The organism is Acidovorax sp. PRC11 (assembly GCF_031844105.1).
Lineage (GTDB): Bacteria > Pseudomonadota > Gammaproteobacteria > Burkholderiales > Burkholderiaceae_C > Paracidovorax.
The window spans coordinates 1-24,903 of sequence record NZ_JAUZUQ010000018.1 but is presented as its reverse complement, the minus strand read 5'-3'; the positions used below and the strand labels follow the sequence as shown (position 1 = coordinate 24,903).

21 protein-coding genes are annotated in these 24,903 nt (G+C 70.4%); 14 read left to right on the top strand and 7 right to left on the bottom strand.

Annotated features, from left to right (window positions below; translation table 11 throughout):
- Positions 1-8 precede the first annotated feature (8 nt).
- From Q9R47_RS18480 to Q9R47_RS18445, 8 genes are all read left to right on the top strand, one after another.
- Positions 9-1,451 carry a NarK family nitrate/nitrite MFS transporter gene (locus tag Q9R47_RS18480; protein ID WP_311234627.1) on the top strand — a complete coding sequence of 481 codons (1,443 nt, stop codon included), beginning with the start codon at positions 9-11 and terminating at the stop codon, positions 1,449-1,451.
- A gap of 24 nt (positions 1,452-1,475) precedes the next feature.
- Complete coding sequence (locus tag Q9R47_RS18475; RefSeq protein ID WP_311234626.1) at positions 1,476-5,303, top strand: nitrate reductase subunit alpha; 3,828 nt, start codon at positions 1,476-1,478, stop codon at positions 5,301-5,303.
- Complete coding sequence (gene narH / locus Q9R47_RS18470; protein ID WP_311234625.1) at positions 5,300-6,823, top strand: nitrate reductase subunit beta; 1,524 nt, start codon at positions 5,300-5,302, stop codon at positions 6,821-6,823. The genes Q9R47_RS18475 and narH overlap by 4 nt, the downstream gene beginning before the upstream one ends.
- A gap of 1 nt (position 6,824) precedes the next feature.
- Positions 6,825-7,604 (top strand): nitrate reductase molybdenum cofactor assembly chaperone, encoded by a 780-nt coding sequence (gene narJ, locus Q9R47_RS18465; RefSeq protein WP_311234624.1) that lies wholly within the window; start codon positions 6,825-6,827, stop codon positions 7,602-7,604.
- Complete coding sequence (narI, locus tag Q9R47_RS18460; RefSeq protein WP_311234623.1) at positions 7,601-8,383, top strand: respiratory nitrate reductase subunit gamma; 783 nt, start codon at positions 7,601-7,603, stop codon at positions 8,381-8,383. The genes narJ and narI overlap by 4 nt, the downstream gene beginning before the upstream one ends.
- A gap of 24 nt (positions 8,384-8,407) precedes the next feature.
- Positions 8,408-9,319 (top strand): peptidylprolyl isomerase, encoded by a 912-nt coding sequence (locus tag Q9R47_RS18455; RefSeq protein WP_311234622.1) that lies wholly within the window; start codon positions 8,408-8,410, stop codon positions 9,317-9,319.
- Positions 9,320-9,341: 22 nt separating this feature from the next.
- The gene (locus Q9R47_RS18450) at positions 9,342-10,055 is read left to right on the top strand and encodes a carbonic anhydrase (RefSeq protein ID WP_208912270.1); all 714 of its coding nucleotides are present in this window, start codon (positions 9,342-9,344) and stop codon (positions 10,053-10,055) included.
- Between the two features lie 62 nt (positions 10,056-10,117).
- Positions 10,118-13,825, top strand: coding sequence for an LAGLIDADG family homing endonuclease (locus Q9R47_RS18445; RefSeq protein WP_311234621.1), 3,708 nt, complete (start codon positions 10,118-10,120; stop codon positions 13,823-13,825).
- A gap of 125 nt (positions 13,826-13,950) precedes the next feature.
- Here Q9R47_RS18445 and Q9R47_RS18440 read toward each other — a convergent pair whose 3' ends face one another.
- The 4 genes from Q9R47_RS18440 to Q9R47_RS18425 all read right to left on the bottom strand — a co-directional run bounded on the left by Q9R47_RS18440 (position 13,951) and on the right by Q9R47_RS18425 (position 16,597).
- Positions 13,951-14,631, bottom strand: a complete 681-nt coding sequence (locus Q9R47_RS18440) for an ATP-binding cassette domain-containing protein (RefSeq protein ID WP_404977174.1) — start codon at positions 14,629-14,631, stop codon at positions 13,951-13,953.
- A 5-nt stretch (positions 14,632-14,636) separates the two neighbouring features.
- The gene (gene modB, locus Q9R47_RS18435; RefSeq protein WP_311234619.1) at positions 14,637-15,290 is read right to left on the bottom strand and encodes a molybdate ABC transporter permease subunit; all 654 of its coding nucleotides are present in this window, start codon (positions 15,288-15,290) and stop codon (positions 14,637-14,639) included.
- A gap of 22 nt (positions 15,291-15,312) precedes the next feature.
- Complete coding sequence (gene modA / locus Q9R47_RS18430; protein WP_404977171.1) at positions 15,313-16,125, bottom strand: molybdate ABC transporter substrate-binding protein; 813 nt, start codon at positions 16,123-16,125, stop codon at positions 15,313-15,315.
- A gap of 85 nt (positions 16,126-16,210) precedes the next feature.
- Positions 16,211-16,597 carry a VOC family protein gene (locus Q9R47_RS18425; protein WP_311234618.1) on the bottom strand — a complete coding sequence of 129 codons (387 nt, stop codon included), beginning with the start codon at positions 16,595-16,597 and terminating at the stop codon, positions 16,211-16,213.
- A gap of 135 nt (positions 16,598-16,732) precedes the next feature.
- Between Q9R47_RS18425 and Q9R47_RS18420 the strand changes: the two genes are divergently transcribed.
- Both Q9R47_RS18420 and Q9R47_RS18415 read left to right on the top strand, forming a co-directional pair.
- Positions 16,733-17,368 (top strand): hemerythrin domain-containing protein, encoded by a 636-nt coding sequence (locus tag Q9R47_RS18420; RefSeq protein WP_311234617.1) that lies wholly within the window; start codon positions 16,733-16,735, stop codon positions 17,366-17,368.
- Positions 17,369-17,525: 157 nt separating this feature from the next.
- Positions 17,526-17,936, top strand: coding sequence for a hypothetical protein (locus Q9R47_RS18415; RefSeq protein WP_311234616.1), 411 nt, complete (start codon positions 17,526-17,528; stop codon positions 17,934-17,936).
- Positions 17,937-18,011: 75 nt separating this feature from the next.
- Here Q9R47_RS18415 and Q9R47_RS18410 read toward each other — a convergent pair whose 3' ends face one another.
- The 3 genes from Q9R47_RS18410 to Q9R47_RS18400 form a co-directional block, all read right to left on the bottom strand.
- A complete protein-coding gene (locus tag Q9R47_RS18410; protein WP_311234615.1) occupies positions 18,012-18,305 on the bottom strand; it encodes a DUF3567 domain-containing protein in 294 nt (97 codons plus the stop codon).
- A gap of 347 nt (positions 18,306-18,652) precedes the next feature.
- On the bottom strand, positions 18,653-19,951 hold the full coding sequence (locus Q9R47_RS18405; RefSeq protein ID WP_311234614.1) for a DUF3108 domain-containing protein: 1,299 nt from the start codon (positions 19,949-19,951) through the stop codon (positions 18,653-18,655).
- An 88-nt stretch (positions 19,952-20,039) separates the two neighbouring features.
- On the bottom strand, positions 20,040-20,822 hold the full coding sequence (locus tag Q9R47_RS18400) for an IclR family transcriptional regulator (RefSeq protein ID WP_311234613.1): 783 nt from the start codon (positions 20,820-20,822) through the stop codon (positions 20,040-20,042).
- A gap of 108 nt (positions 20,823-20,930) precedes the next feature.
- Between Q9R47_RS18400 and Q9R47_RS18395 the strand changes: the two genes are divergently transcribed.
- The 4 genes from Q9R47_RS18395 to Q9R47_RS18380 all read left to right on the top strand — a co-directional run bounded on the left by Q9R47_RS18395 (position 20,931) and on the right by Q9R47_RS18380 (position 24,828).
- Entirely contained in the window at positions 20,931-21,944 is a 1,014-nt protein-coding gene (locus tag Q9R47_RS18395; RefSeq protein ID WP_311234612.1) for a fumarylacetoacetate hydrolase family protein, read from the top strand.
- Positions 21,941-22,975 carry a TraB/GumN family protein gene (locus Q9R47_RS18390; RefSeq protein ID WP_311234611.1) on the top strand — a complete coding sequence of 345 codons (1,035 nt, stop codon included), beginning with the start codon at positions 21,941-21,943 and terminating at the stop codon, positions 22,973-22,975. The genes Q9R47_RS18395 and Q9R47_RS18390 overlap by 4 nt, the downstream gene beginning before the upstream one ends.
- Before the next feature lie 34 nt (positions 22,976-23,009).
- Complete coding sequence (locus Q9R47_RS18385; RefSeq protein ID WP_311234610.1) at positions 23,010-23,987, top strand: tripartite tricarboxylate transporter substrate binding protein; 978 nt, start codon at positions 23,010-23,012, stop codon at positions 23,985-23,987.
- A 148-nt stretch (positions 23,988-24,135) separates the two neighbouring features.
- A complete protein-coding gene (locus Q9R47_RS18380) occupies positions 24,136-24,828 on the top strand; it encodes a type 1 glutamine amidotransferase domain-containing protein (protein ID WP_311234609.1) in 693 nt (230 codons plus the stop codon).
- Positions 24,829-24,903 lie beyond the last annotated feature (75 nt).

The window sequence follows — 24,903 nt, the reverse complement described above, 5'->3', positions numbered from 1 at the left end:
AGACTCCCATGTCCACCACCACCCCATCCCGCAGCGACCGCCAGGGCCGCCTGCTCACGCTCTGGACCCCGGAGGACAAGGCCTTCTGGGAACGCGAGGGCGAGGCCGTCGCGCGCCTCAACCTCTGGATCTCGGTACCGGCGCTGTTCCTGGCCTTCGCCATCTGGCAGGTCTGGAGCGTGGTCGCCGTCAGCCTGCCCGCGCTGGGCTTCCGCTATTCGACCAACCAGCTGTTCTGGCTGGCCGCCGCACCCGCGCTCTCGGGCGCCACGCTGCGCATCTTCTACTCGTTCATGGTGCCCCTGGTGGGCGGCCGCCGCTGGACGGCGATCTCCACCGCGTCGCTGCTGATCCCGGCGATCGGCATCGGCTTCGCGGTCCAGGACAACACGACCGCCTACCCGACGATGCTCGCGCTCGCGCTGCTGTGCGGCCTGGGCGGCGGCAACTTCAGCTCCAGCATGGCCAACATCAGCTTCTTCTTCCCGAAGGAGCGCAAGGGCTCGGCGCTCGGCGTGAACGCGGGGCTGGGCAACCTGGGCGTGTCGGTGGTGCAGTTCCTGAGCCCGCTGGTCATCACGGCCGGCGTGTTCGGCGTGCTGGGCGGCGATGCGCAGACGATGGTGAAGAACGGCCAGGCGCAGCAGGTGTGGGCGCAGAACGCGGCCTTCGTCTGGGTGCCCTGGATCGCGCTCGCGTCGCTCGCCGCCTGGTTCGGCATGAACGACATCGCCGACGCGCGTGCCTCGTTCGCGGCGCAGGCCGCGATCTTCCGCCGCAAGCACAACTGGATCATGTGCGTGCTGTACCTGGGCACCTTCGGCTCGTTCATCGGCTTTTCCGCGGGCTTCCCGCTGCTCATCAAGAGCCAGTTCCCGGACGTGAACCCGCTCGCCTACGCATGGCTCGGCCCGCTGGTGGGCGCGCTGATCCGGCCCGTGGGCGGATGGCTGTCGGACAAGCTCGGCGGCGCGCAGGTCACGCTCTGGAACTTCGCCGTGATGGCCCTGGCCGTGGTGGGCGTGCTGGCCTTTCTGCCCAAGGGCACGGGCGGCTACGCGCTCGCCTTCGGGCCGGCCGAGGGCAGCTTCGCGGGCTTCTTCGCGATGTTCATGGTGCTGTTCCTCACCACCGGCATCGGCAACGGATCGACCTTCCGGATGATCCCCGTGATCTTCCTGAACCTGCGCCTCGCCGAAGTGCGCGCGGGCAGCGCCGATGCCTGTGCCCAGGCCACCCGCGAAGGCAACACCGAAGGCGCCGCGGCCCTGGGCTTCGCGGGCGCGCTGGGCGCCTACGGCGGCTTCTTCATCCCCAAGAGCTACGGCAGCTCCATCGCCGCGACGGGCGGGCCGGAGCTCGCGCTCTGGACGTTCGCCGCGTTCTACGCGCTGTGCATCGGCATCACGTGGTGGTACTACGCCCGCGCCCGCGCCGAAATGCCCTGCTGACCCCACGACTTTCAAGGAACCACGATGAGCCACTTTCTCGACCGCCTCACGTACTTCAGCCAGCCGCGCGAATCGTTCGCGGGCGGCCATGGCCAGGTCAACGGCGAAGACCGCACCTGGGAAGACGCCTACCGCAACCGCTGGGCGCACGACAAGACCGTGCGCTCCACCCACGGCGTGAACTGCACGGGCTCCTGCTCGTGGAAGATCTACGTCAAGGGCGGGATCGTCACCTGGGAAACCCAGCAGACCGACTACCCGCGCACCCGCTGGGACATGCCCAACCACGAGCCGCGCGGCTGCGCGCGCGGCGCGAGCTACAGCTGGTACCTCTACAGCGCCAACCGCGTGAAGTACCCCATGGTGCGCGGCCGGCTGCTGCAGGCCTGGCGCGCGGCGCGGGCCGCGATGGGGCCGGTGGAAGCCTGGGCCGCGATCGTCGGCGACGAGGCCACGCGCCAGAGCTGGCAGCGCGTGCGCGGCCTGGGCGGCTTCGCGCGCTCCAGCTGGGACGAGGTGAACGAGATCGTCGCCGCCGCCAACATCCACACCATCCGGCGCCACGGGCCGGACCGCATCATCGGTTTCTCGCCGATTCCCGCGATGTCGATGGTGAGCTACGCGGCCGGCTCGCGCTACCTGAGCCTGATCGGCGGCGTGTGCATGAGCTTCTACGACTGGTACTGCGACCTGCCGCCCTCCAGCCCGCAGGTGTGGGGCGAGCAGACGGACGTGCCCGAATCGGCCGACTGGTACAACGCCGGCTACATCATCGCCTGGGGCTCCAACGTTCCGCAGACGCGCACGCCGGACGCCCACTTCTTCACCGAGGTGCGGTACAAGGGCACGAAGACGGTGGCGGTGACGCCCGACTATTCCGAGGTCGCCAAGCTCGCCGACCTGTGGATGAACCCCAAGCAGGGCACCGACGCCGCGGTGGCGATGGCCATGGGCCACGTCATCCTCAAGGAGTTCTACTTCCCCGAGCAGGGCGAGCGCAGCGCGTATTTCGACGAGTACGTGCGCCGCTACACCGACATGCCCATGCTGGTGACGCTGCGCGAGCAGGCGCTGCCCGACGGCCGCGTGGTGCGCGTGCCCGACCGCTACGTGCGCGCCAGCGATTTCGCGGGCCGGCTGGGCCAGGACAACCATCCCGAGTGGAAGACCGTGGCGCTCGATGCGCACGGCGAGGTCGTCTGCCCGCAGGGCGCGATCGGCTTCCGCTGGGGTCCGGACGGCCGCGCCGACCAGGGCCAGTGGAACCTGGAGGACAAGGACGCGCGCACGGGCGACGCGGTGCGGCTGCGCCTGTCGCTGATGGAGGCCGGCGCGGAGGAAGCGCAGGGCTGGGAGACGGCGCAGGTCGGCTTCCCGTACTTCGGGGGTATCGAAAGCGAGCATTTCCCGGCGAACGTGCAGTCCGACGTGATCGCGCGCACCGTGCCCGTGCGGCGCCTGGCCACCGTGGATGCCGACGGCACCGCGCGCGAAGTGCTCGTGGCCACCGTGTTCGACCTGCAGGTGGCGCAGTACGGCGTGGCGCGCGGCCTGCCCGGCGAGAACGCCGCCGCCAGCTACGACGACGACACGCCCTACACCCCCGCATGGCAGGAAAAGATCACCGGCACGCCGCGCGCGCAGGTGATCGCCGTGGCGCGCCAGTTCGCCGAGAACGCGGACCGCACGCGCGGCCGCTCGATGGTGATCATCGGCGCGGCGATGAACCACTGGTACCACTGCGACATGAACTACCGCGGCATCATCAACATGCTGATGATGTGCGGCTGCATCGGCCAGAGCGGCGGCGGCTGGGCGCACTACGTGGGCCAGGAGAAGCTGCGGCCGCAGACCGGCTGGACGGCGCTGGCCTTCGCGCTCGACTGGGTGCGGCCGCCGCGCCAGCAGAACTCCACCAGCTTCTTCTATGCGCACACCGACCAGTGGCGCTACGAAAAGCTGGGCGTGGAAGAGGTGCTCTCGCCCCTGGCCGACCGCGCGCAGTTCGGCGGCAGCATGATCGACTACAACGTGCGCGCCGAGCGCATGGGCTGGCTGCCTTCCGCGCCGCAACTGCAGACCAACCCGCTGCAGGTGGTGCGCGACGCCGAGGCCGCGGGCCTGGACCCGAAGGCCTACGCGGTGGAGGGCCTGCAGAGCGGGGCGCTCAAGATGAGCTGCACCGATCCGGACCATCCCGACAACTGGCCGCGCAACATGTTCGTGTGGCGCTCCAACATCCTGGGCTCGTCGGGCAAGGGGCACGAATACTTCCTCAAGCACCTGCTGGGCACGCGCAACGGCGTGCAGGGCAAGGACCTGGGCGAGGGCGACGCCAAGCCCTCCGAAGTGGAGTGGCATGCGCAGGCGCCCGAAGGCAAGCTGGACCTGCTGGTCACGCTCGACTTCCGCATGAGCACCACCTGCCTCTATTCGGACATCGTGCTGCCCACCGCCACCTGGTACGAGAAGAACGACCTCAACACCAGCGACATGCACCCGTTCATCCACCCGCTCTCCACCGCGGTGGACCCGGCCTGGCAGTCGCGCAGCGACTGGGACATCTACAAGGGCTTCGCCCGCGCGGTCAGCGAACTCGCGCCCGGCCACCTGGGGGTGGAGCGCGACCTGGTGCTGAGCCCCATCGCGCACGACACGCCCGGCGAACTCGCCCAGCCCTTCGGCGTGGCCGACTGGACGCGCGGCGAATGCGACCTCATCCCTGGCAAGACCGGCCCGCAGATGAGCGTGGTGGAGCGCGACTACCCCAACCTCTACCGCCGCTTCACCGCGCTCGGGCCGCTGATGGAGAAGGTGGGCAACGGCGGCAAGGGCATCGGCTGGGACACGAAGGCCGAGGTGCAGCAGCTGCGCGAACTCAACGGCACCGTGCCCGGCAACGGACCCACGCAGGGGATGCCGCGCATCGATTCCGACATCGACGCCTGCGAGGTGATCCTGCAGCTCGCGCCCGAGACCAACGGCCACGTGGCCGTGAAGGCCTGGGACGCGCTCGGCCGGCAGACGGGCCGCGACCACACCCACCTGGCGCTGCACCGCGAGGACGAGAAGATCCGCTTCCGCGACGTGCAGGCCCAGCCGCGCAAGATCATCAGCTCGCCCACCTGGAGCGGCATCGAGAGCGAGACCGTCAGCTACAACGCCGGCTACACCAACGTGCACGAGCTGATCCCATGGCGCACCCTCACGGGCCGCCAGCAGTTCTACATCGACCATCCGTGGATGCAGGCCTTCGGCGAAGGCTTCAGCAGCTACCGCCCGCCGGTGGACCTGAAGGCCACGGCCGAGGTGCAGGGCCGCCAGCCCAACGGCAACCCCGAGATCGCGCTGAACTTCATCACGCCGCACCAGAAGTGGGGCATCCACTCGACCTACACCGACAACCTGCTCATGCTCACCCTGAGCCGCGGCGGGCCCTGCGTGTGGATCAGCGAGGACGACGCGAAGCGCGCGCAGATCGAGGACAATGACTGGATCGAGCTGTTCAACGCCAACGGCGCGCTCACCGCCCGCGCGGTGGTGAGCCAGCGCGTGAAGCCGGGCATGGTGATGATGTACCACGCCCAGGAAAAGATCGTGAACACCCCCGGCTCGGAGGTGACCGGCACGCGCGGCGGCATCCACAACTCGGTAACCCGCGTGGTGCTCAAGCCCACCCACATGATCGGCGGCTACGCGCAGCTGAGCTACGGCTTCAACTACTACGGAACGATCGGCACCAACCGCGACGAATTCATCGTGCTGCGCAAGATGAACCGCGTGGACTGGCTCGACACGCCCGTCGCCGACCCGCTCGTCCGCCCCACCCTGGACCAAGGAGAAACCGCATGAGAGTCCGCGCACAGATCGGCATGGTGCTCAACCTGGACAAGTGCATCGGCTGCCACACCTGCTCCGTCACCTGCAAGAACGTCTGGACCAGCCGCCCGGGCATGGAATACGCCTGGTTCAACAACGTCGAGACCAAGCCCGGCATCGGCTACCCGAAGGACTGGGAGAACCAGGACCGCTGGAACGGCGGCTGGGTGCGGCGCGCGGACGGCTCCATCGCGCCGCGGCAGGGCGCGAAGTGGAAGCTCCTGATGAAGATCTTCGCCAACCCCAACCTGCCGGAGATCGACGACTACTACGAACCCTTCACCTACGACTACGCGCACCTGCAGTCCGCGCCCGAGATGAAGGCCGCGCCCACCGCGCGCCCGCGCAGCCTGATCACCGGCAAGCAGATGGACAAGATCGTCTGGGGCCCGAACTGGGAAGAGATCCTGGGCGGCGAGTTCTCCAAGCGCAGCAAGGACAAGAACTTCGAGGACGTACAGAAGGACATGTACGCGCAGTTCGAGAACACCTTCATGATGTACCTGCCGCGCCTGTGCGAGCACTGCCTCAATCCGGCATGCGTGGCCTCGTGCCCCTCGGGCTCGATCTACAAGCGCGAGGAAGACGGCATCGTGCTCATCGACCAGGACAAGTGCCGCGGCTGGCGCATGTGCGTCTCGGGCTGCCCCTACAAGAAGATCTACTACAACTGGAAGAGCGGCAAGGCCGAGAAGTGCATCTTCTGCTATCCGCGCATCGAATCGGGCCAGCCCACCGTGTGCTCGGAGACCTGCGTGGGCCGCATCCGCTACCTGGGCGTGCTGCTCTACGACGCCGACCGCATCGCCGAGGCCGCGAGCGTGGAGCGCGACCGCGACCTGTACCGCGCGCAGCTCGACATCTTCCTCGACCCGAACGACCCCGAAGTGATCGCGCAGGCCCGCATCGACGGTATTCCCGACGCCTGGATGGAAGCCGCCCGCCGCAGCCCCGTCTACAAGATGGCGGTGGACTGGAAGGTGGCCCTGCCGCTGCACCCCGAGTACCGCACGCTGCCGATGGTCTGGTACGTGCCGCCGCTCTCGCCCATCAGCGCCGCGGCCAACGCCGGGCATATGGGCGCCAACGGCCTGATCCCGGACGTGGGCCAGCTGCGCATTCCCGTGCAGTACCTCGCCAACCTGCTCACGGCCGGCGACACCGCGCCGGTGGTGCGCGCGCTCGAGCGCATGCTCGCCATGCGCGCCTTCCAGCGCGCCAAGCACGTGGAGCAGCGCACCGACCTCGACGTGCTCGCGCAGGTGGGCCTCACGCAGGAGGAGGTGGAGGACATGTACCAGACCATGGCCATCGCCAACTACGAAGACCGCTTCGTCATCCCCACCACGCACCGCGAGTATGCGGAGAACGCCTTCAACGTGCGCGGCGGCTGCGGCTTCAGCTTCGGCAACGGCTGCTCCGACGGCGTGAGCGACGTGAGCCTGTTCGGTGCCGAGAAAAAGCGCACCATTCCCATCCGCGCGGAGGTCTGACATGGGCGCCACCACCGACCTGCGCTCCGCCCAGGCGGCCATCGCCGGCCGCCATCCCGGCAGCGCCACGCTGCGCGTACTGGGCGCGCTGCTCGACTATCCCGGCGCCGGCCTGCGCGCGCACCTCGCGGAACTGCCCGCGCTGCTCGATGCCGATGCCGCGCTGGCCGTACCGCGCCGCGCGCAGATCGCCGGCCTGCTGGAATTGCTCGGCACGGGCGATCCGCTCGATGCCGAGACCGCCTACGTGGAACTGTTCGACCGCGGGCGCGCGACGTCGCTGCACCTCTTCGAGCACGTGCACGGCGATTCGCGCGACCGCGGCCCCGCCATGATCGACCTGGGCGAGACCTACGCCCGCGCCGGCCTGCTGCTGCGCGAGGACGAGTTGCCCGACTACCTGCCGGCGGTGCTGGAGTTCGTCTCCACCCAGCCGCCGCGCGAGGCGCGGGCCTTCCTCGGCGAGATCGCGCACCTGCTGGCCGCCATCCACGGCGCCCTCGTGCAGCGCGGCAGCGCGCAGGCGGCGCCCTATGCGCAGGCCTACGCGGCGGTGTTCGCCGCGCTGCTGGAGCTGGCGGGCCAGCCCGTGCCCGAGGTGCCCGCCGCGCCCGCGAAGGCGGCACCCGAGCCCGGCATCGACGAGAGCTGGACCGAGCCCGCGGCCTTCGACGGCTGCGCGAACCTCGGCCAGGCCCGCGCCGGCCAGCCCTCCCAGCCCCAGCCCATCCACATCGTCCGCGCCGGAGGCTCCGGCGCATCCCGAGGAGCGAACCCATGACCGCCGCCCTGCATGATTTCCTGTTCCAGGTGTACCCGTATGTCTGCTTCACCGTGTTCGTGGTGGGCAGCCTGATCCGCTTCGACCAGAACCAGTATTCCTGGAAGAGCGATTCCTCGCAGATGCTGCGCGCCGGCCTGCTGCGCTGGGGCAGCAACCTGTTCCACTTCGGCGTGCTGTTCCTGTTCTTCGGTCACCTGGTGGGCCTGCTCACGCCGCACAGCGTGTACGGCCTCTTCATGAGTGCTTCGGCCAAGCAGATGATGGCCGTGTCGGCCGGCGGCGTGGCGGGCGCGATGTGCTTCGCCGGCCTCAGCATGCTGCTGTGGCGGCGGCTGTTCGATCCGCGCATCCGCCACACCAGCCACGCGGCCGACATCGCGGTGCTCGTGGTGCTGTGGGTGCAGCTGGTGGTGGGGCTCGTCACGCTGCCGTATTCGTTGCAGCACACCGACGGCAGCGTGATGCTGATCCTGGCCGACTGGGCGCAGCGCATCGTCACGCTGCGGCCGGTGGATGCCACCGCGCTCGCGGTGCTGCCCTGGCCCTATCTGTTCCACATCGTGTTCGGCATGACGATCTTCCTGCTCTTCCCGTTCAGCCGGCTGGTGCACGTCTGGAGCGGCTTCGGCACCGTCGCCTACCTGCTGCGCGCGCCGCAGGTGGTGCGCTCGCGCCGCATGAACGTGCCGCGCGGCCACGACCTGCCGGGCCAGCCCAGCGCCGTGCCGTCGCCCGACGTGGCCCGCGCCATCGACAACCCGCGCGCCACGCGCTAGCGGCTTTTCTCACCGGAGCACACCATGTCCTGCACCTGCCAAGACTCTCCCGCCTCCACCGGCTGCTGCGGCTCCGGTGCGGGTACCGCCACGGATGCCGCCATCGACACCGCCCCCGGCTTCGATGCGGACCTTCTCGGGCATGGTCCCGGCTCGCCCGCACCGGCCGTCCCGGGCCCGGTCGCTTCGGTGAACGGCATCGCGCTGCACCGCGCCGATGATGCGCCCGATGCCGACACGCTGCGCCAGCGCGCCTGCACCGAGCTGCTGCGCCAGGCCGCTCAGCGCGCCGGCCTGCTGGCGGCGGGCGATGCCCCCGCCGACGACGGCACCACCTCCGAAGCCGCGACCCAGGCCATCGAGGCGCTGCTGGAACAGGCCCTCGCCGTGCCCGATCCGTCGGAAGAGGCCTGCCGCCGCCACTACGAGGCCCACGCCGCGCGCTACCGCGACGGCGAGCGCGTGCACCTGCGGCACATCCTCTATGCCGTCACGCCGGGCGTGGACGTGCAGCGCCTGCGGGAACGCGCCGAGGCCGAACTGCTGCAATTGCGCTGCGCCCATGACGGCGGCGAGGCCTTCGCGCGTGCCGCACGGCAGTGGTCCAACTGCCCCACGGGATCGGAAGGCGGCGACCTGGGCTGGCTGGCGCACGGCGACTGCGCGCCCGAGTTCGCACGCGAGGTGTTCGGCGCCAGCGAAGTGGGCGTGCTGCCGCGCCTCGTGCACAGCCGCTTCGGCCTGCACGTGGTGGAAGTGGTGGCGCGCGACGCGGGCCGCCAGCGCGGCTACGGCGAGGTGCGCGAGGCCGTCGCGCTCGCGCTGCGCCAGCAGGCCTGGGTGAATGCGCTGCGGCAGTACCTGCAGGTGCTCGCCGGAGAGGCCGCGCTGCAGGGCGTGGACCTGGAAGGCGCCGACACCCCGCTCGTGCAGTAGCGCTAGCGAGGACCGCTACGCCATGCCCGACGAGCTGCTGCAGCGCCTGCGGCGCTTCCACGACGATGCGTTCCCGCGCTACCGCCAGCGCTTCCAGGACCTGGTGGCGCAGGGCCAGCGGCCCACCACGCTCTTCATCGGCTGCTCCGATTCGCGCCTGGTGCCGCATCTGCTCACCGGCACGGGGCCGGGCGAACTCTTCCTGGTGCGCAACGTGGGCGCCTTCGTGCCGCCCTACGACGGCTCGCACGGCCACCACGGCACGGCCGCCGCCATCGAATTCGCGGTGCTCAGCCTGCAGGTGCGGCGCATCGTCGTGTGCGGACACAGCCACTGCGGCGCGGTGAAGGCGCTCTACGGCGAAGTGCCGGCCGAGGCCCTCAACCTGCAGCGCTGGCTGGAACTCGGCCGCGAAGCCGTGCTGCCCGTGCAGGCCACGCCCGAGGCCCTGCGGCGCACCGAGCAGCGCGCCGTGGTGCTGCAGCTCGAACGCCTCATGGACTACCCCATGGTGCGGCGGCGCGTGCAGGCGGGAGATCTCACGCTGCACGGCTGGCACTACGTGATCGAGGAGGGCGAGGTGCATGTCTTCGACCTGGAGCAGGCCGGTTTCGTGGCCGCTTCGAGCGCCGACCACAGCGGCACCGGCCCCTATGCACCCTACGTCGAACACGACGGACAAATCCTTTGCGACGACGTTGACATAGCCCAGTGCGGCGACACGGCGCAGGAGTAGAAAGACGGTTTGGCCGTGATCCGGCGCTCCCCGGCTGGCGCCTCCTCGGGAAACTGGAACCCATGCAACGCGATCCGATCGACTCCCTCGCGCCCGATGCGGCGCCCCGCCTGCCCGAGCAGCCCATCAGCCTCGACGTGCTGCGCGAAAAATACCTCAAGCCCGGCGAGACCGATGCCGAGACGCTCTACCGGCGCGTCGCCCGTGCCCTGGCCTCGGTGGAGGCGCCGCCGGTGCGCGAGGCGATCGGGGCGCGCTTCCTCGCCAACCTGCGGGCCGGCGCGATCGGCGCGGGGCGCATCATGAGCGCGGCGGGCACCGACATCCAGGCCACGCTCATCAACTGCTTCGTGCAGCCCGTGGGCGACTGCATCCAGGGCCTGGACGAGGGCGGCTACCCCGGCATTTACGAAGCGCTGCGCGAAGCCGCGGAAACCATGCGGCGCGGCGGCGGCGTGGGCTACGACTTTTCGCGCATCCGCCCGCGCGGCGCCGAAGTGAAGGGCACGGCCTCGATGGCCTCGGGGCCCTGCAGCTACATCAACGTCTTCGACCAATCCTGCGCCACCGTGGAGAGCGCGGGCGCGCGCCGCGGCGCGCAGATGGGCGTGCTGCGCATCGACCACCCGGACGTGCTGGACTTCATCACCGCCAAGCGCACGCCGGGCCGCTGGAACAACTTCAACGTCTCCGTCGGCGTGCCGGATGCCTTCGTGCAGGCCGTGCTGGACGATGCGCCGTGGGAGCTGGTGCACCCCGCGCGCCCCGGCGCCGCGCTGCGCGAAGAGGGCGCCCGCCAGCGCGCCGATGGCCAGTGGGTCTACCGCGCGCTGCCCGCGCGCGAACTGTGGGACACGATCATGCGCTCGGCCTACGACTTCGCCGAGCCGGGCATCCTGTTCCTCGACCGCGTCAACACCGACAACAACCTGGCGTACTGCGAAAGCATCGCGGCGACGAATCCCTGCGTGACGGCGGACACCTGGGTGATGACGGACACCGGCCCCGCGCAGGTGGCCGACCTCGTCGGCAGGCCGTTCAATGCCGTCGTGGACGGGCGCGCCTTCCCCACGCTGAGCGCAGGCTTCTTCGCCACCGGCCACAAGCCCGTGCTGCGGTTGCGCACCCGCCAGGGCCACACGCTGCGGCTGACGGAAGACCACCGGGTGCGGCGCGTGGCGAAGCAGACCCGCTGCGTGCGCGAGGTGGAGTGGATCGCCGCGGGCGCGCTGCAGCCCGGCGACGAGATCGTGCTGAACGACCACCGCGCCCTGCCGGGCTGGAACGGCGAGGGTACCGAGGCCGAAGGCTACCTGCTGGGCCTGCTGATCGGCGACGGCACCTTGAAGGCCGACAAGGCGGTGATCTCCGTCTGGCTTGCGGAAGAGAACGATGCGCTGCTCGTCGCCAATGGCGCGCCCGCGCCCTCCAGCGGCGCGCACGGCATCCTGAGGGCCGCCGAGGCTGCCGCAGCGACGCTGTCGCACCGGGCGGATTTCCGCGGATTCCAGCGCACGGTGGCGCGCAGCGGCGGGGCCTGCGCGGAGCGGCGCATGGCCAGCGGCGCCGTGCGTGCGCTGGCGCTGCGCATGGGCATGCGCCCCGGCGCGAAAGTCATCACCCCCGCCATGGAGCGCGCATCGTCCGCGTTCTCGGTGGGCCTGCTGCGCGGCCTGTTCGATACCGATGGCTCGGTGCAGGGGCGCCAGGAGAAGGGCGTGAGCGTGCGGCTCGCGCAAAGCGACCTGGAGTTGCTGCAGACCGCGCAGCGCATGCTGCTGCGCCTGGGCATCGCCTCCTCGCTGTACCTGGACCGGCGCACGGCCGGGTTGCGCCTGCTGCCCGACGGGCGCGGCGGCCAGCAGCCCTATGCCACACGTGCGCAGCACGAGCTCGTCGTGAGCGGCGACAACCTGCGCGTTTTCGCCGAACGCATCGGCTTCGAAGACGCGGACAAGGCCGGGCGGCTGGCAACGGCGCTCTCCGGCTACCGACGTGCGCTGAACCATGAGCCCTTCACCGCCACCGTGCAGGACGTGCTGCCGGACGGGCACGAAGACGTCTACGACGTCACCGTGGCCGACTGCCATGCCTTCGACGCCAACGGCCTCTACGTGCACAACTGCGGCGAACAGCCGCTGCCCCCCTACGGCTGCTGCGACCTCGGCCCCATCATCCTGCCGCGCTTCGTGCGCCACCCGTTCGGCTTCGCCGGCGAGCCGGCCTTCGATTTCGAGGCGTTCGCGGCCAGCGTGGCCACGCAGGTGCGCGCGCTCGACAACGTGCTGGACGTCACCTTCTGGCCGCTGCCGCAGCAGCGGGCCGAATCCGCGGCCAAGCGGCGCATCGGCGTGGGCTTCACGGGCCTGGGCAATACGCTCGCCATGCTGCGGCTGCGCTACGACGCCGACGCGGGCCGCGCCATGGCCGTGCGCATCGCCGAGTGCATGCGCGATGCCGCCTATGCCGCCTCGGTGGAGCTGGCGAAAGAAAAAGGCGTGTTCCCGAAGTTCGACGCCGCGGGCTATCTCGCGCCCGGCACCTTCGCGAGCCGCCTGCCCGCCGCGCTGCAGGAGGCCATCCGCACCCACGGCATCCGCAACAGCCATCTGCTCTCGATCGCGCCCACGGGCACCGTGAGCCTCGCCTTCGCGGACAACGCCTCCAACGGCATCGAGCCGCCGTTCTCGTGGACGTACACGCGCCGCAAGCGCGAGGCCGACGGCAGCACCAGCGAATACGCGGTGGAGGACCACGCCTGGCGCCTCTACCGCGCGCTGGGCGGCGACGTGGACGCGCTGCCCGACTACTTCGTGAGCGCGCTGCAGATGCCCGCGGCCGGGCACATCGCGATGATGGAGGCCGTGCAGCCGTTCATCGACACGGCCATCTCCAAGACCGTGAACGTGCCGGTCGACTATCCCTACGAGGATTTCAAGAACCTCTACCTGCACGCCTGGCGCGCGCGGCTCAAGGGCCTGGCCACCTACCGGCCGAATGCCATCCTGGGGGCCGTGCTGGAAGCGCCGGCCGCTGTGCCGGAGACTGGCGCGGCGACCGCAGCGGCTGCGCCGCCGGATGCGCCAGGTGCGGCGGATGCGGCGGATGCGCCGGCAGCGCAGGCATCGGCGATGTCCACTGCCGCCGCTCCTGCCTTCGCCCCCGCCCCTGCGGACCCGATGCGTGCCGTGATCGAAAGCCGCCCCAAGGGCGCGCTCTCCGCCGTGGCCGAGAAGGTGGAGTACTGGACGCAGGAGGGCCGCAAGACGCTCTACCTGATCGTCTCGTTCCTGCCCGTGCCCGACGGCCAGGGCGGCACGGTGGACCGCGCGATCGAGTTCTTCATGCCCGTGGGGCAGAGCGGCGAATCGCAGCAGTGGATCACCTCCAGCATGCGCCTGCTCTCGCTCGCCGCGCGCGGCGGCTTCCTGGAGCGCGCGCTCAGCGACATGCGCAAGGTCGCGTGGGACCGCGGCCCCGTGCGCCTGGGCACGCACACGCGGGCCGACGGCGCCCGCGTGCCGCTCTGGCACGACTCCGAAGTGGCCGCCATCGCCTACGCGGTGCAGAACATCCTGGCTCAGCGCGCGGCCGAGCCCGTGGGCCCGATGCGCCAGCAGGAGCTGCCGCTGGATGCGCCGGCCGCCGCCCCGGGGCTGCCGCCCGCGATGGCGGGGCGCAAATGCCCGGAATGCGGCGCGCATGCGGTGATCCGCAAGGACGGGTGCGATTACTGCACGCAGTGCGGGCACCTGGGCAGCTGCGGATAAGAGCGGCTAACACGACCCTTCTGGCGTCGTTGCCGCATCTTGTCGTACTACTCGTACTGCCTGCGATGCGGCGCCTAGCCAGAACCGCTTCGCTGGGTCGTGTTAGCCGCTCTAAGGGGCGCCATTCAGTCCGGCGTCGGCACGACGCGCCCCGCCTCCAGGTGTACCACCGACTGCGCCAGCGCCTCGACGTCGCTCGGGTCGTGCGTGACCAGCAGGGTCGGCACCTGCACGCGCTCCAGCAGTTCCGCGAGTTCGCCGCGCAGGCGCGTGCGCAGCTGCGTGTCGAGCGCGGAAAGCGGTTCGTCCAGCAGCAGCAGGCCGGGCTGCGGCGCCAGCGCCCGTGCGAGCGCCACGCGCTGCCGCTGGCCGCCGGAGAGGTGGCGCGGCCAGGCCCCGCGCAGCGTCTCCAGCCCGAACTGCCGCACCAGCGCCTCGATGCGATCCCGCCCCGCCGCGTCCGGCCGCCGGCCGAGCCGGGACAGCCCGAAGGCGAGGTTCTGCTCCACCGTCATGTGCGGGAACAGCGCATAGTCCTGGAACACCATGCCTACGCGGCGCTCGCGCGCGGGCAGGTCGATGCCGCGGTCGGTGTCCAGCAGCGTGCGGCCCGCCACGCGCACGTGGCCGTGCACGCCCGGCGCCAGCCCGGCGATCGCCATCAGCACCGTGGATTTGCCCGAGCCGGAGGCGCCGACCAGGGCGGTGCGCTGCGTTGCCGAGCGCAGGCACGCGTCGAGCGCGAAGCTGCGCCCCGGGGACTCGAGCGTCGTCCGCACGTGCAGGTCGAGGATGGCGCCGTCCATCGCCATCAGTGCCTCGCCCGCAGCAGGCGGCTCGACGCCACCAGCACCGCCACGCAGACCACCGAGATCACCAGCGTGAGCCACAGCGCCTGCGCGTCGTTGCCGGCCTGCACCGCGTCGTAGATCGCGATGGAGAGCGTCTGCGTCTTGCCGGGCAGGTTGCCGGCGATCATCAGCGTGGCGCCGAACTCTCCCATCGCGCGTGCGAACGCCAGCATCAGCCCGGCCGCGATGCCGCGCACTGCCAGCGGCAGCGAGATGCGCACGAACACCTCGAACTCGCCCGCGCCCAGCGTGCGCGCGGCGTGCAGCAGGCGGCCGTCCACTTCCTCGAAGGCCGCGCGCGCCGCCTTGTAGATGAGCGGCAGCGACACCAGCGAGGCCGCGACCACCGCGCCCTGCCAGGTGAACATCAGGTTGATGCCGAACCAGCGGTCGAGGTACTGCCCGATCGCGCCGTTGCGCCCGATCAGCACGATCAGGTAGTAGCCCAGCACCGTCGGCGGCAGCACCATGGGCAGCATCAGCAGGGCGTCCGCCGTGTCCTTGCCCAAGAAGTCGCGCCGCGCCATCCACCAGCCCAGCGCGATGCCCACCGCCCCCGCCACGAGCGTGGCGAGCAGCGCGATCTGCAGCGTGAGCCAGAGCGGGGCGAGCACGGGCGAACGGGTGCGTGGCCGATCAGGGCTGCGAGAAGCCGAAGCCGCCGAGGATCTTCTGCCCCGCCTCGCCGCGCACGAAGGCGATGAAATCCCGGCCCAGCGCGGCGTTCTTGGTGGCCGCGACCTGCGCGATCGGGTAGCTCACCGGCGTGGCCGTCGGCACCGTGAAGGCGATGCGCGTCTTGTTCTTGTCGATCAGCGCATCGGTGCGGTAGACGAAGCCCGCATCCACCTCGGCGCGCGCGACGTAGTTCAGCACCTGCCGCACGCTCTCGCCGTAGATCCATTTCGGCTCCAGCGACGCGGCCAGCCCCGCGTCCTGCACGGCGGCCATCGTGTAGCGTCCGACCGGCACCGAGGCCGGCGTGCCGGTGGCGATGCGCCGCAGGCCGGCCCCGGTGAGGTCCGCCAGCTTCTGCGGAATGGCGGTGGCAGACGCGGGAACGATCAGCACCAGCGTGTTGCGCGCGAAATCGGCGCGCGTGCCGTCGGCCAGCAGCCGGTCCTTCGCGGCGCGGTCCATCGTCTCCTGGTCGGCCGAGGCGAACACGTCCACCGGCGCCCCCTGCCGGATCTGCGCCAGCAGCGGGCCGGAGGCCGCGAAGTTGAACGTCACCTTCGCGCCGGGATGCGCCTTCTCGAACGCCGTGCCGATGGCCTGGAACGCGTTCGTCAGGCTGGCGGCCGCGGAGACGATCAGCTCCTGCGCTTGTGCGGCGGCGGGCGCCAACGCGATCATGCCGGCCAGAGCGGCGGACCACAGCGAGGAAGAGAGCGCGGAGCCCACCGCGGAGCGGGCCGTCTTGCCGGGGCGGAAGGAAAAGGCGTGCATGGGCGGCTCTCAGAATCGCTATTCAAAAAATGAATAGCGAAATCATAGCAAGCCGACGCCGGCCTGTGATTCGTGCGGGATCAGCTCACTCCGCCGCGTGGCAGACCGCCTCGATGTTGTGCCCGTCCGGATCGCGCACGAACGCACCGTAGTAATGCGGGTGGTAGTGGGGCCGCAGGCCGGGCGCGCCGTTGTCGGTGCCGCCCGCCGCCAGGGCCGCGGCATGAAAAGCATCGACCGCCGCACGGCTCGGCGCGCGGAAGGCCACGTGGATGGCAGGCCGGTTGGGGCCGCCCCCGCTGATCCAGAAATCGGTCTTGGGCGGCTCGCCGAAGCCCGCCATGTCGGTGCTGCCCGTCAGCGCCGCGCTCACTTCCATGAGCAACTGGTAGCCGAGCGGCGCGAGCGCCTGGGTGTAGAACGCCTTGCTTTGAGCGAAGTCGGTGACGGCGACGCCGGTATGGTCGATCATGTCGGGAGCCCTCTTTGTCTTGACGGTTTCTGGTGGCGAAAGTGTAGGTGCCGGGATGCTCGGCAGTAGTGCCTCCCATCGTGACCCCGCCGCCGGTTTTTCATGCCGATGCCAGCCCGCCACAGGCTTTTTCTGATGATCCGCTCGTCCGTTCCCTTCCCGCCCCGGCCCTCCCGCGCGACTGCGCGCACAGCCACCGATGCCGAGCCCGGTGCCAGTGCCAGTGCCGATGCCCATGAGGTTCCCGGCCTGCGCAGCCCTGCTGCGGGCTTCGACCAGCCGTTCGAGATGCTGCACGCCTGCCACGAGCGCGTGCAGCGCACGCTGGGGCTGTTGGCGCGCCTGCGCGGCCACCTGCGCCGCCACGGCGCCGACGCCCAGGCCCGCGAGGCCGCCCGCGATGTGCTGCGCTATTTCGACATCGCCGCGCCGCTGCACCACGAGGATGAGGAACTGCACGTCTTCCCGCCGCTGCTGGCGCACGGGTCGGCCGCCGTGGTGGAACTCGTGCAGACGCTCCAGGCCGAGCATGCCGCCATGGCGCGGCAATGGGCCGAGGCGCGCATGCTGCTGGCGGCGGTGGCGGAAGGGGCTGAGTGCGCGGTGCCCTGGTCAGCGGAACAGGAGAAGGTGCTGGAGGATTTCGCCGGGCTGTACGCGGAGCACATCGTGCGCGAGGAGTCGGTGGCTTATCCGGCGGCGCAGGTGTTGTTGGGCGAGAGCGAATGGGCGCCGATGGGGCGGGAGATGGCGCGACGCAGGGGTGGTTGATGGTGAATCCGCTGAGGATTTCTGTTTAACGGCCCCGCCATACGCTGCTCTGTCACTCCTGTCCATAGCGAAACGGACATGTTTTGCATTTCGGAATTCATGAGGCCTGACGCTTCCAGGTGGCCGTCCGCTTGTGCGTAGTTCAGCGGGCGTACCAATGTATGCCGAAGAAGTTGGTTCAGTGTTTGGCGGAGGAGCACCATTGAATAAGGCCGCACGGGTGTGTTGGGGCTTGGCGCTGTTGTGTGTACTCGCAACCTTGGCCGCCGTCTGGATACGCGCCCCTCTAAACGTCCAAGCCACCCGCATTGAAAATATCACGGAGTCCACCGAGCAGCGGACATCAAGGGAGCTGTGCGAGCACTTCGATCTCACCGCGGAGCAGTTCAACCAGAAGCTCGGCCGATCAGATGCGATTCCCATGGCGCGATGGAGCGAGTACCCGTGGCTACCGTGCTACTACGCAGCGAAAGTGGACGGTGTGGAATACCGCCTCCGGCTGGGAGGCCTGGTGGAAGTGGTGGGAGCGGATGGCCATGTCCGGGAGTACCGGCACTGGCAGGATTGATAGAGTGCGCGCCGCCAAAAAGAAAACGCACCCGAAGGTGCGTGTCAGTGCGCATGACAAGCGGCGTGCAAAAGATCAGTGCATCACCACCGGATTCTGTGCCAGCCCCACGTACCCGTCGAGCGTGTCGTCCACCTCTTCCTGGGTCGGGGTGTCGCGCTGCCAAGCGATGATCTGCTGCTGGAACATCTCGGCCCACGAGCCGTCAAGGTAGACCTCCTTGCCGGACCGCTTGTCGACGATCTCGAAGCCGTGGCGAACCAGCTGGTGCACGGGCGGCACGCCCGCAGGGGCCTCGGCCTCGGCGGTGGCCGTATCGGGCTGCATGTGGACCACCACGAAGGAGTCGGAGTCGTAGAGCATGTGCATTGGCGTTCCCCTGTCGGTCAAACAATCCATCGAATCGGTCGAATCGAATCAAATCGTCGTGTTTACTTGGGTCAGATGACCACCCGGACCGCGAAGTTCAAGACCCGCGGGGCCCGGTGCATGCATCCGGCGTGCCGGTCCGGCGGTGGCCGGGCGGAGCGCCTGCTGGGTTTGGATGCGTGGCCCCAGTATTTCATGAAAAACCCGACCGTGCGGGGTGTGGGGCGAAGTCGAGTATCCATCCCACGAAGCTGTGGGCGAAACCGCACACGGGCCCGGCATCGCGGCTGCCTTCCCGCCCGTGTGGTTCTATGGAGGCGCGTGGCGCACACAGCGCACATCAGGGGTCAGGGATTGCCCTTGTTCGACAACTGCAGGTCGGCGTAGTCGCCGTTGCCCTGCGTGATGCGGATGCGCGCCGGCAGAAAACCCAGCGACGGGGCCAGCCACAGTTCGGCCTTCTGGTCCGCATCGCGCGCATCGCGGCGGGGCAGCCGCTGCAGCTTGAGCGCGGGCGTGGGGCCGATGGGCAGGTCCAGCATCTCGGTGCCTTCGATCGAGAAAGCCCAGCGGTCGGCGTTGCGCGCGCCCACGGTGGTCAGGGTGATGCGGGTGCCGTCCGGATAGCGCTCGGGCGCGGCCGCCAGCAGCGCGCCGAGCTGGATGAACACGCTGAGGCGGTCCTGCGCCCCCGCGGCGATGGCGGCAGGCGCATTGCCGCCACTGAACGTGGCGCGCCCGGCCGCGAAATCCAGACTCGCCGTCTGCGCGTTGCGGGCCTGGTCCACGAAGCGCTGCGGCTGCAGGCCCGCGGGCGTGACGAGGCCGGTGCTGCTCTGCGAGCGCGATCCGAGCAGGAAGGCCTTGATCTCCTGGCGGGCTTCGTAGTGGTCGCCGTCGCGCTTCCAGGCCAGCGTGGCGCTGGCGCGGTAATTGAACTTCTTGGCCTCCCCGCTCACTTCGAACGTGAGGCGCACGGACGGCGGCAGCTGCACGGGCGGCGGATGGGCGCTCGCGTCGGTGGCGGGGCCGTTGGGCGGGCGGATCTCCACGCCGGCGTTGCGCAGGTCGTCCGGGGCGCTGGCGGAGGCGGCGGGCGCAGCGGCGACGGCGGTGGACGACGCGGCGCTGGCGGGCGCGGATGCCATCGGCGCGGGAGCGGCAGCCACGGCCCCGGCGGAGGGCGGGGGGGCCGCACTGTCCGCGGCTGCGGGGGTAGTGCCGTCGTCGGCCGGAGAGCCCTCCGCAGGCGATGCCTGTGCGGGCATGGCGGCGGCATCGGCCGGGGGCTCCGCGACGGTGGCGGATGGGAGGGAAGGCGACGCGTCCGGTGGCGGTGCGCTGTCGGCGGCGGTTTCGGGTGCCGGCGCGGCCGGCTTGCGGGCTGGCGCGGGCCGGGGCCGGGGCGCCGCCGCGCGCTTCGGTGCGGGCGCGGGCTGGGCCACCGCAGCAGGGGCCGCGGGCTCCGCAGCCTCCGGAGCAGGCGAGGGCAAGGGTAGAGCCGGCTCCAGCATGCGCGTATGGAACGCCATGCGCTCGTCCCGCGGGGCATCGGGGCCGCCCGTCCAGCGCGGCAGGCCGAACAGCACCAGGGCATGCAGCGCGGCCACCAGCACGGTGAGCGCCGCCAGGGCGCGGCGCGGCATCAGCGGCGGCTCCTCCGGCACAGGGCCCACAGGTCGGTGCATGGGAGCACCCGCCGGGCGCACCGGCCGCGGGCGTTCGGCACGCAGCTCATGCCTGCCCGTAGCCCAGATCGGCCGAGAGCTTGTCCGCCATGGCGCGCAGCGGCGCGTCGATGGCGCCGCCCCATTCCGGATCGAACGTGGCCACCGAGCCCAGCGTGGTGATGCCCAGCGCGAGGTGCCCGTCCGCATCGAACACCGGCGCGCAGAAGGCGACGATGCCCGGCAGCAGCGTGTCCACCACGCGCGCGGAGCCGCGCTGGCGCACTTCCTCCAGCATCGGCTGCAGCGCCTCGGGCGTGGCGGGAATGTCCTTGCGGCCGCGCCGGGCGGCTTCGGCCAGCTCTTCGGCGACCAGGCCGGCCGTCACGTCGGGCGCCAGATGGGCCGTGAAACAGCGGCCCGTGGCGGAGGACAGCAGCGGCATCACGTCGCCCAGCCGCAGGTTGGCCGTGACGGACTGGTGCGATTCCTCCCAGTGGACGATGGTCGGGCCCCGGTTGCCCCAGACGGCCAGCGCCAGCGTCTGCTGGAGGTCTTCCATGAGGGCCGGCAGGCGCTCGCGGGCGAGCCGCACCGGGTCCAGCCGCGCGAGCGACGCCAGGCCGAGCTTCAGGGCCGCCGGGCCCAGGTCGTAGCGGGCGGTGCGCGGGTCCTGCGCGACCAGGCCCATGCGCTGGAAGCTCACCAGGTAGCGGTGCGCCTTGGCCGCGCTCATGCCGGCGGCGGCGGCCAGGTCCTTGAGCATCAGCGGGCCCCGGCTGCGCGTGAGGCCTTCGAGCAGCGCGAAGCCGACCTCGACCGATTGGATGCCCGCCCGTTCCTTGTCCATCTGCAATAGAATTCCTGGAGTTTTGTTTAGTTAAATCAATTTAACCATTCGTAATTCGTGCCAGGCCCCGGGCCGGCGCGACCGGACACACCAGGAGACGCAGCCCCCATGAAACTCGCCACCTACAAGGACGGTTCCCGCGACGGCCAGCTGGTCGTCGTCTCCCGCGATCTGGGCACGGCCCATTATGCGACCGGCATCGCGAGCCGCCTGCAGCAGGTGCTCGACGATTGGGGCTTCCTCGCGCCGCAGCTGCAGGACCTCTACGACCAGCTCAACGCGGGCCGCGCGCCGCACGCCTTCCCGTTCGAGCCCGAGCGCTGCATGGCCCCGCTGCCGCGCGCCTACCAGTGGGCGGACGGCTCCGCCTACATCAACCACGTCGAGCTGGTGCGCAAGGCGCGCAACGCCGAAGTGCCCGAGAGCTTCTACACCGATCCGCTCATGTACCAGGGCGGCAGCGACGATTTCCTGGGCCCCTGCGACGACGTGGTGGTGCCGAGCGAAGCCATGGGCATCGATTTCGAGGCCGAGATCGCCGTGGTGACCGGCGACGTGAAAATGGGCGCCACGCCCGAGCAGGCGCTCGACGGCATCCGCCTGGTGATGCTGGCCAACGACGTCTCGCTGCGCAACCTGATCCCGGCCGAGCTGGCCAAGGGCTTCGGCTTCTTCCAGTCCAAGCCCGCCACCGCCTTCAGCCCCGTGGCCGTCACGCCGGACGAGCTGGGCGATGCCTGGGAGGGCGGCCGCCTGAACCTCACGCTGCAGTCCACCTGGAACGGCCGCAAGGTCGGCATGTGCGATGCCGGCCCGGAGATGACCTTCCATTTCGGGCAACTGATCGCCCACATCTGCAAGACCCGCAACGTGCGCGCCGGCTCCATCGTGGGCAGCGGCACGGTGAGCAACAAAGGCGTGGATCAGGGCGGCCGCATGGAATGGCCCAAGGGCTACAGCTGCATCGCCGAGAAGCGCTGCATCGAAACCATCCAGGACGGCAAGCCCTCCACCGAATTCATGAAGTTCGGCGACACCATCCGCATCGAGATGAAGAACAAGGCCGGCCAGAGCGTGTTCGGCGCGATCGACCAGGCCATCGCCGAGCCGGCCGCGCGATGATGCTCCGCGCCCTGCGCCGCCGGATCGCCGCGGGGCTCTGGAGCCTCGCGGTGCCCGCGCTGACGCTGGCCCAGGCCCCATCCGCTGCACCGGCACCCGCCGCAGCGGCACAGCGCGCGGACTGCCCGCCGCTGCCGCAACCGCTCGACCCCGCCGCCATCCCGCAGGCCCTGCGCGCCGCGCGCGACCACGGCCTGCTCTGGCGCGTGGAGCAGGGCGGCCGCACCAGCTGGCTCTATGGCACGGTGCACGCCGCCAAACGCGACTGGATGCTGCCCGGCCCGACGGTGCTGGCCGCCGTGCGCGCGAGCGACCGCGTGGCGCTGGAGCTGGACCTGCTCGACCCCGCCGTGGCCCGCGCGCTGCAGGCCGCCATGCGTGCGCCGGCCGGCACGCCGCCGCTGCCGCCCGCGCTGGCCCGCCGGCTCGCCGCCCAGCGCGATGCCGCCTGCGCCGATCCGTCGCTCGCGGAACTGCGGCCCGAGCTGCAGGTCGCGTCGCTCGCCGTGATGGCCGCGCGGCGCGACGGCATCGACCCGGCCTACGGCATCGATCTGGTGCTCTCGGGCCTCGCCCGCGGGCTCGGCAAGCCGGTGGTGTCGCTGGAATCGGTCGAACTGCAGGTGGGCGTGCTGGCCTCCAACGATCCGCAGGAAACCGCCGCCGCCGTCGCCACGGGCCTGGAGCAGCTCGAAGGCCCCGCCGCGCGCGACACGCTCACCACCCTGGCGACCGCCTGGGCGGACGGCCGCGCCCAACTGCTGGAGAGCTATGGCCAGTGGTGCGACTGCATGCGCACGCCCGAAGAGAAAAAAGCCTTCGAGCAGCTCGTGGTGGACCGCAACCCGGGCCTGGCGCGCTCCATCGCGGCCGAGCACCGCGCGGGGCAGAGCGTGTTCGCGGCCGTGGGCGCGCTGCACATGGTGGGCCCCCGCGGGCTGCCGGCCCTGCTGGCGCGCGAAGGCTTCCGCGTGGAGCGCGTGCAATGGCCCGCGCAGGGAGCTGCCGCCGCCGACACCCCGGCCCGCTGATCCAAAAACTTCAACACAACAAGGAGACAACCCCATGCACCGCAGAACCCTGCTCGGCCACGCCGCCGCAGTGGCCGCCCTGGCCGCCCACCCCTTCGCCCGTGCCCAGGCCGACTACCCGAACCAGCCGATCCGCTGGGTCGTGCCGTATCCGGCCGGCGGCGGCACCGACGTGCTCGCCCGCACCGTGGCCGAGGCGCTGCGTGTGCCCCTGGGCCAGCAGATCGTGGTGGACAACCGCCCCGGCGCCTCCACCAACATCGGCGCGCAACTGGTCGCCACCGCCAAGGCCGACGGCTACACGCTGATGTCCGCCGACAACGCCCTGCTGGCCTACAACGAGCACCTGTTCAGCAAGCTGCCCTTCAGCCCCGAAAAGGACTTCACGTACGTGGGCGGCCTCTCGCGCTTCCCGCTCGCGCTGGTGGTGCACCCGGGTTTCGAGGCGCGCACCTTCCAGGAATTCATCGCGTATGCGCGCGCCAACCCGGGCAAGCTCAACTACGCATCGCCCGGCAACGGCTCGCCGCACCACCTGGCGATGGAGATGTTCAAGAACCGCACCAAGACCTTCCTCACCCACATCCCCTACCGCGGCGCCGCGCCCGCGCTGCAGGACGTGATGGGCGGGCAGGTGCCGTGCATGTTCCTCGACCTCGCGGCCGGCCTGCCGGTGATCCAGTCGGGCAAGGTGCGCGCGCTTGCCATCGGCTCCGGCCGCCGCGCCGCCAGCCTGCCCCAGCTGCCCACGCTCGCCGAAGTGGGCGTGCCCGATGCCGAGGTGTACGCCTTCCAGGGCGTGCTCGGCCCGGCTGGCCTGCCGCCTGCCATCGTCGCCCGCCTGAACGGCGAGATCAACAAGGCGCTCGCCACCCCGCCCGTCGTCAAGCGCATGCAGGATTTCGGGATGGAGGCGCTGCCCGGCACGCCCGAACAGTTCCGCGCCATGGCGCGCGGCGAGGCCAAGCGCTGGGGGCCGATCATCCAGGCGGCCGGCGTGAAGCTGGACTGAACGGTTCCCGCAGGCAATCGCCTGTAAACCGCCTGTACACCGCCTGTAGGCCGGTGCCGCAAACCCGGCGCCCTGGCTGCGCGTGCCGGGGGAATTGCGCTACGGTGGAGCATTGTCCGAACGACGACTCCACGAAAGCGAATTCCCCATGGCAAACACGCCCACGCGCATCCTGATGGTTCTCACGTCCCACGACCGCCTCGGCGACACCGGCAGGAAGACCGGCTTCTGGCTCGAGGAGTTCGCCGCGCCGTATTACGTCTTCAAGGATGCGGGCGCGGAAGTCACCCTCGCATCCCCCGAAGGCGGCCAGCCGCCGCTCGACCCCAAGAGCGATGACGAGAGCGCCCAGACCGACGCCACGCGCCGCTTCAAGGCCGATGCCGACGCGCAGCAGCAGCTCGCCACCACCGTGCCCCTCGCCAGCGTGCGCGCCGGAGACTTCGACGCGGTGTTTTACCCCGGCGGCCACGGCCCGCTGTGGGACCTGGCCGAAGACGCGCAATCCATCGCGCTGATCGAAAAAACCTTCGCCGCCAAGAAACCGCTGGCCCTGGTCTGCCACGCCCCCGGCGTGCTGCGCCACGCCAAGGCCCCGGACGGCCAGCCGCTGGTCAAGGGCCGCAAGGTCACTGGCTTCACCAACAGCGAGGAAGAGGGCGTGCAGCTCACGAAGGTGGTGCCGTTCCTGGTGGAGGACATGCTCAAGGCCAATGGCGGCGAATACGCCAAGGGCGCGGACTGGGCGCCGTTCGTGCTGACGGATGGGATGCTGGTGACGGGGCAGAATCCGGCGTCGTCGGAGGGGGCGGCGGAGGCGTTGCTTGGATTGTTGAAGTAATGCTGCCGTTGGGTTGTGTTTGAAACGAGCGCCAGCGCTTCAGGAGGAAGCGCTGGCGCTGCTGTCGGATCGCAG

Coding starts and splice junctions, on each gene's coding strand:
- Q9R47_RS18480 (WP_311234627.1), top strand. CDS start 9: ATGTCCACCACCACCCCATCCCGCAGCGACCGCCAGGGCCGCCTGCTC.
- Q9R47_RS18420 (WP_311234617.1), top strand. CDS start 16,733: ATGATCCGCTCGTCCGTTCCCTTCCCGCCCCGGCCCTCCCGCGCGACT.
- narI (WP_311234623.1), top strand. CDS start 7,601: ATGACCGCCGCCCTGCATGATTTCCTGTTCCAGGTGTACCCGTATGTC.
- Q9R47_RS18445 (WP_311234621.1), top strand. CDS start 10,118: ATGCAACGCGATCCGATCGACTCCCTCGCGCCCGATGCGGCGCCCCGC.
- Q9R47_RS18400 (WP_311234613.1), bottom strand. CDS start 20,822: ATGGACAAGGAACGGGCGGGCATCCAATCGGTCGAGGTCGGCTTCGCG.
- Q9R47_RS18455 (WP_311234622.1), top strand. CDS start 8,408: ATGTCCTGCACCTGCCAAGACTCTCCCGCCTCCACCGGCTGCTGCGGC.
- narH (WP_311234625.1), top strand. CDS start 5,300: ATGAGAGTCCGCGCACAGATCGGCATGGTGCTCAACCTGGACAAGTGC.
- Q9R47_RS18415 (WP_311234616.1), top strand. CDS start 17,526: ATGTATGCCGAAGAAGTTGGTTCAGTGTTTGGCGGAGGAGCACCATTG.
- modA (WP_404977171.1), bottom strand. CDS start 16,125: ATGCACGCCTTTTCCTTCCGCCCCGGCAAGACGGCCCGCTCCGCGGTG.
- Q9R47_RS18380 (WP_311234609.1), top strand. CDS start 24,136: ATGGCAAACACGCCCACGCGCATCCTGATGGTTCTCACGTCCCACGAC.
- Q9R47_RS18390 (WP_311234611.1), top strand. CDS start 21,941: ATGATGCTCCGCGCCCTGCGCCGCCGGATCGCCGCGGGGCTCTGGAGC.
- Q9R47_RS18410 (WP_311234615.1), bottom strand. CDS start 18,305: ATGCACATGCTCTACGACTCCGACTCCTTCGTGGTGGTCCACATGCAG.
- Q9R47_RS18440 (WP_404977174.1), bottom strand. CDS start 14,631: ATGGACGGCGCCATCCTCGACCTGCACGTGCGGACGACGCTCGAGTCC.
- Q9R47_RS18405 (WP_311234614.1), bottom strand. CDS start 19,951: ATGCCGCGCCGCGCCCTGGCGGCGCTCACCGTGCTGGTGGCCGCGCTG.
- Q9R47_RS18425 (WP_311234618.1), bottom strand. CDS start 16,597: ATGATCGACCATACCGGCGTCGCCGTCACCGACTTCGCTCAAAGCAAG.
- Q9R47_RS18475 (WP_311234626.1), top strand. CDS start 1,476: ATGAGCCACTTTCTCGACCGCCTCACGTACTTCAGCCAGCCGCGCGAA.
- Q9R47_RS18395 (WP_311234612.1), top strand. CDS start 20,931: ATGAAACTCGCCACCTACAAGGACGGTTCCCGCGACGGCCAGCTGGTC.
- narJ (WP_311234624.1), top strand. CDS start 6,825: ATGGGCGCCACCACCGACCTGCGCTCCGCCCAGGCGGCCATCGCCGGC.
- Q9R47_RS18450 (WP_208912270.1), top strand. CDS start 9,342: ATGCCCGACGAGCTGCTGCAGCGCCTGCGGCGCTTCCACGACGATGCG.
- Q9R47_RS18385 (WP_311234610.1), top strand. CDS start 23,010: ATGCACCGCAGAACCCTGCTCGGCCACGCCGCCGCAGTGGCCGCCCTG.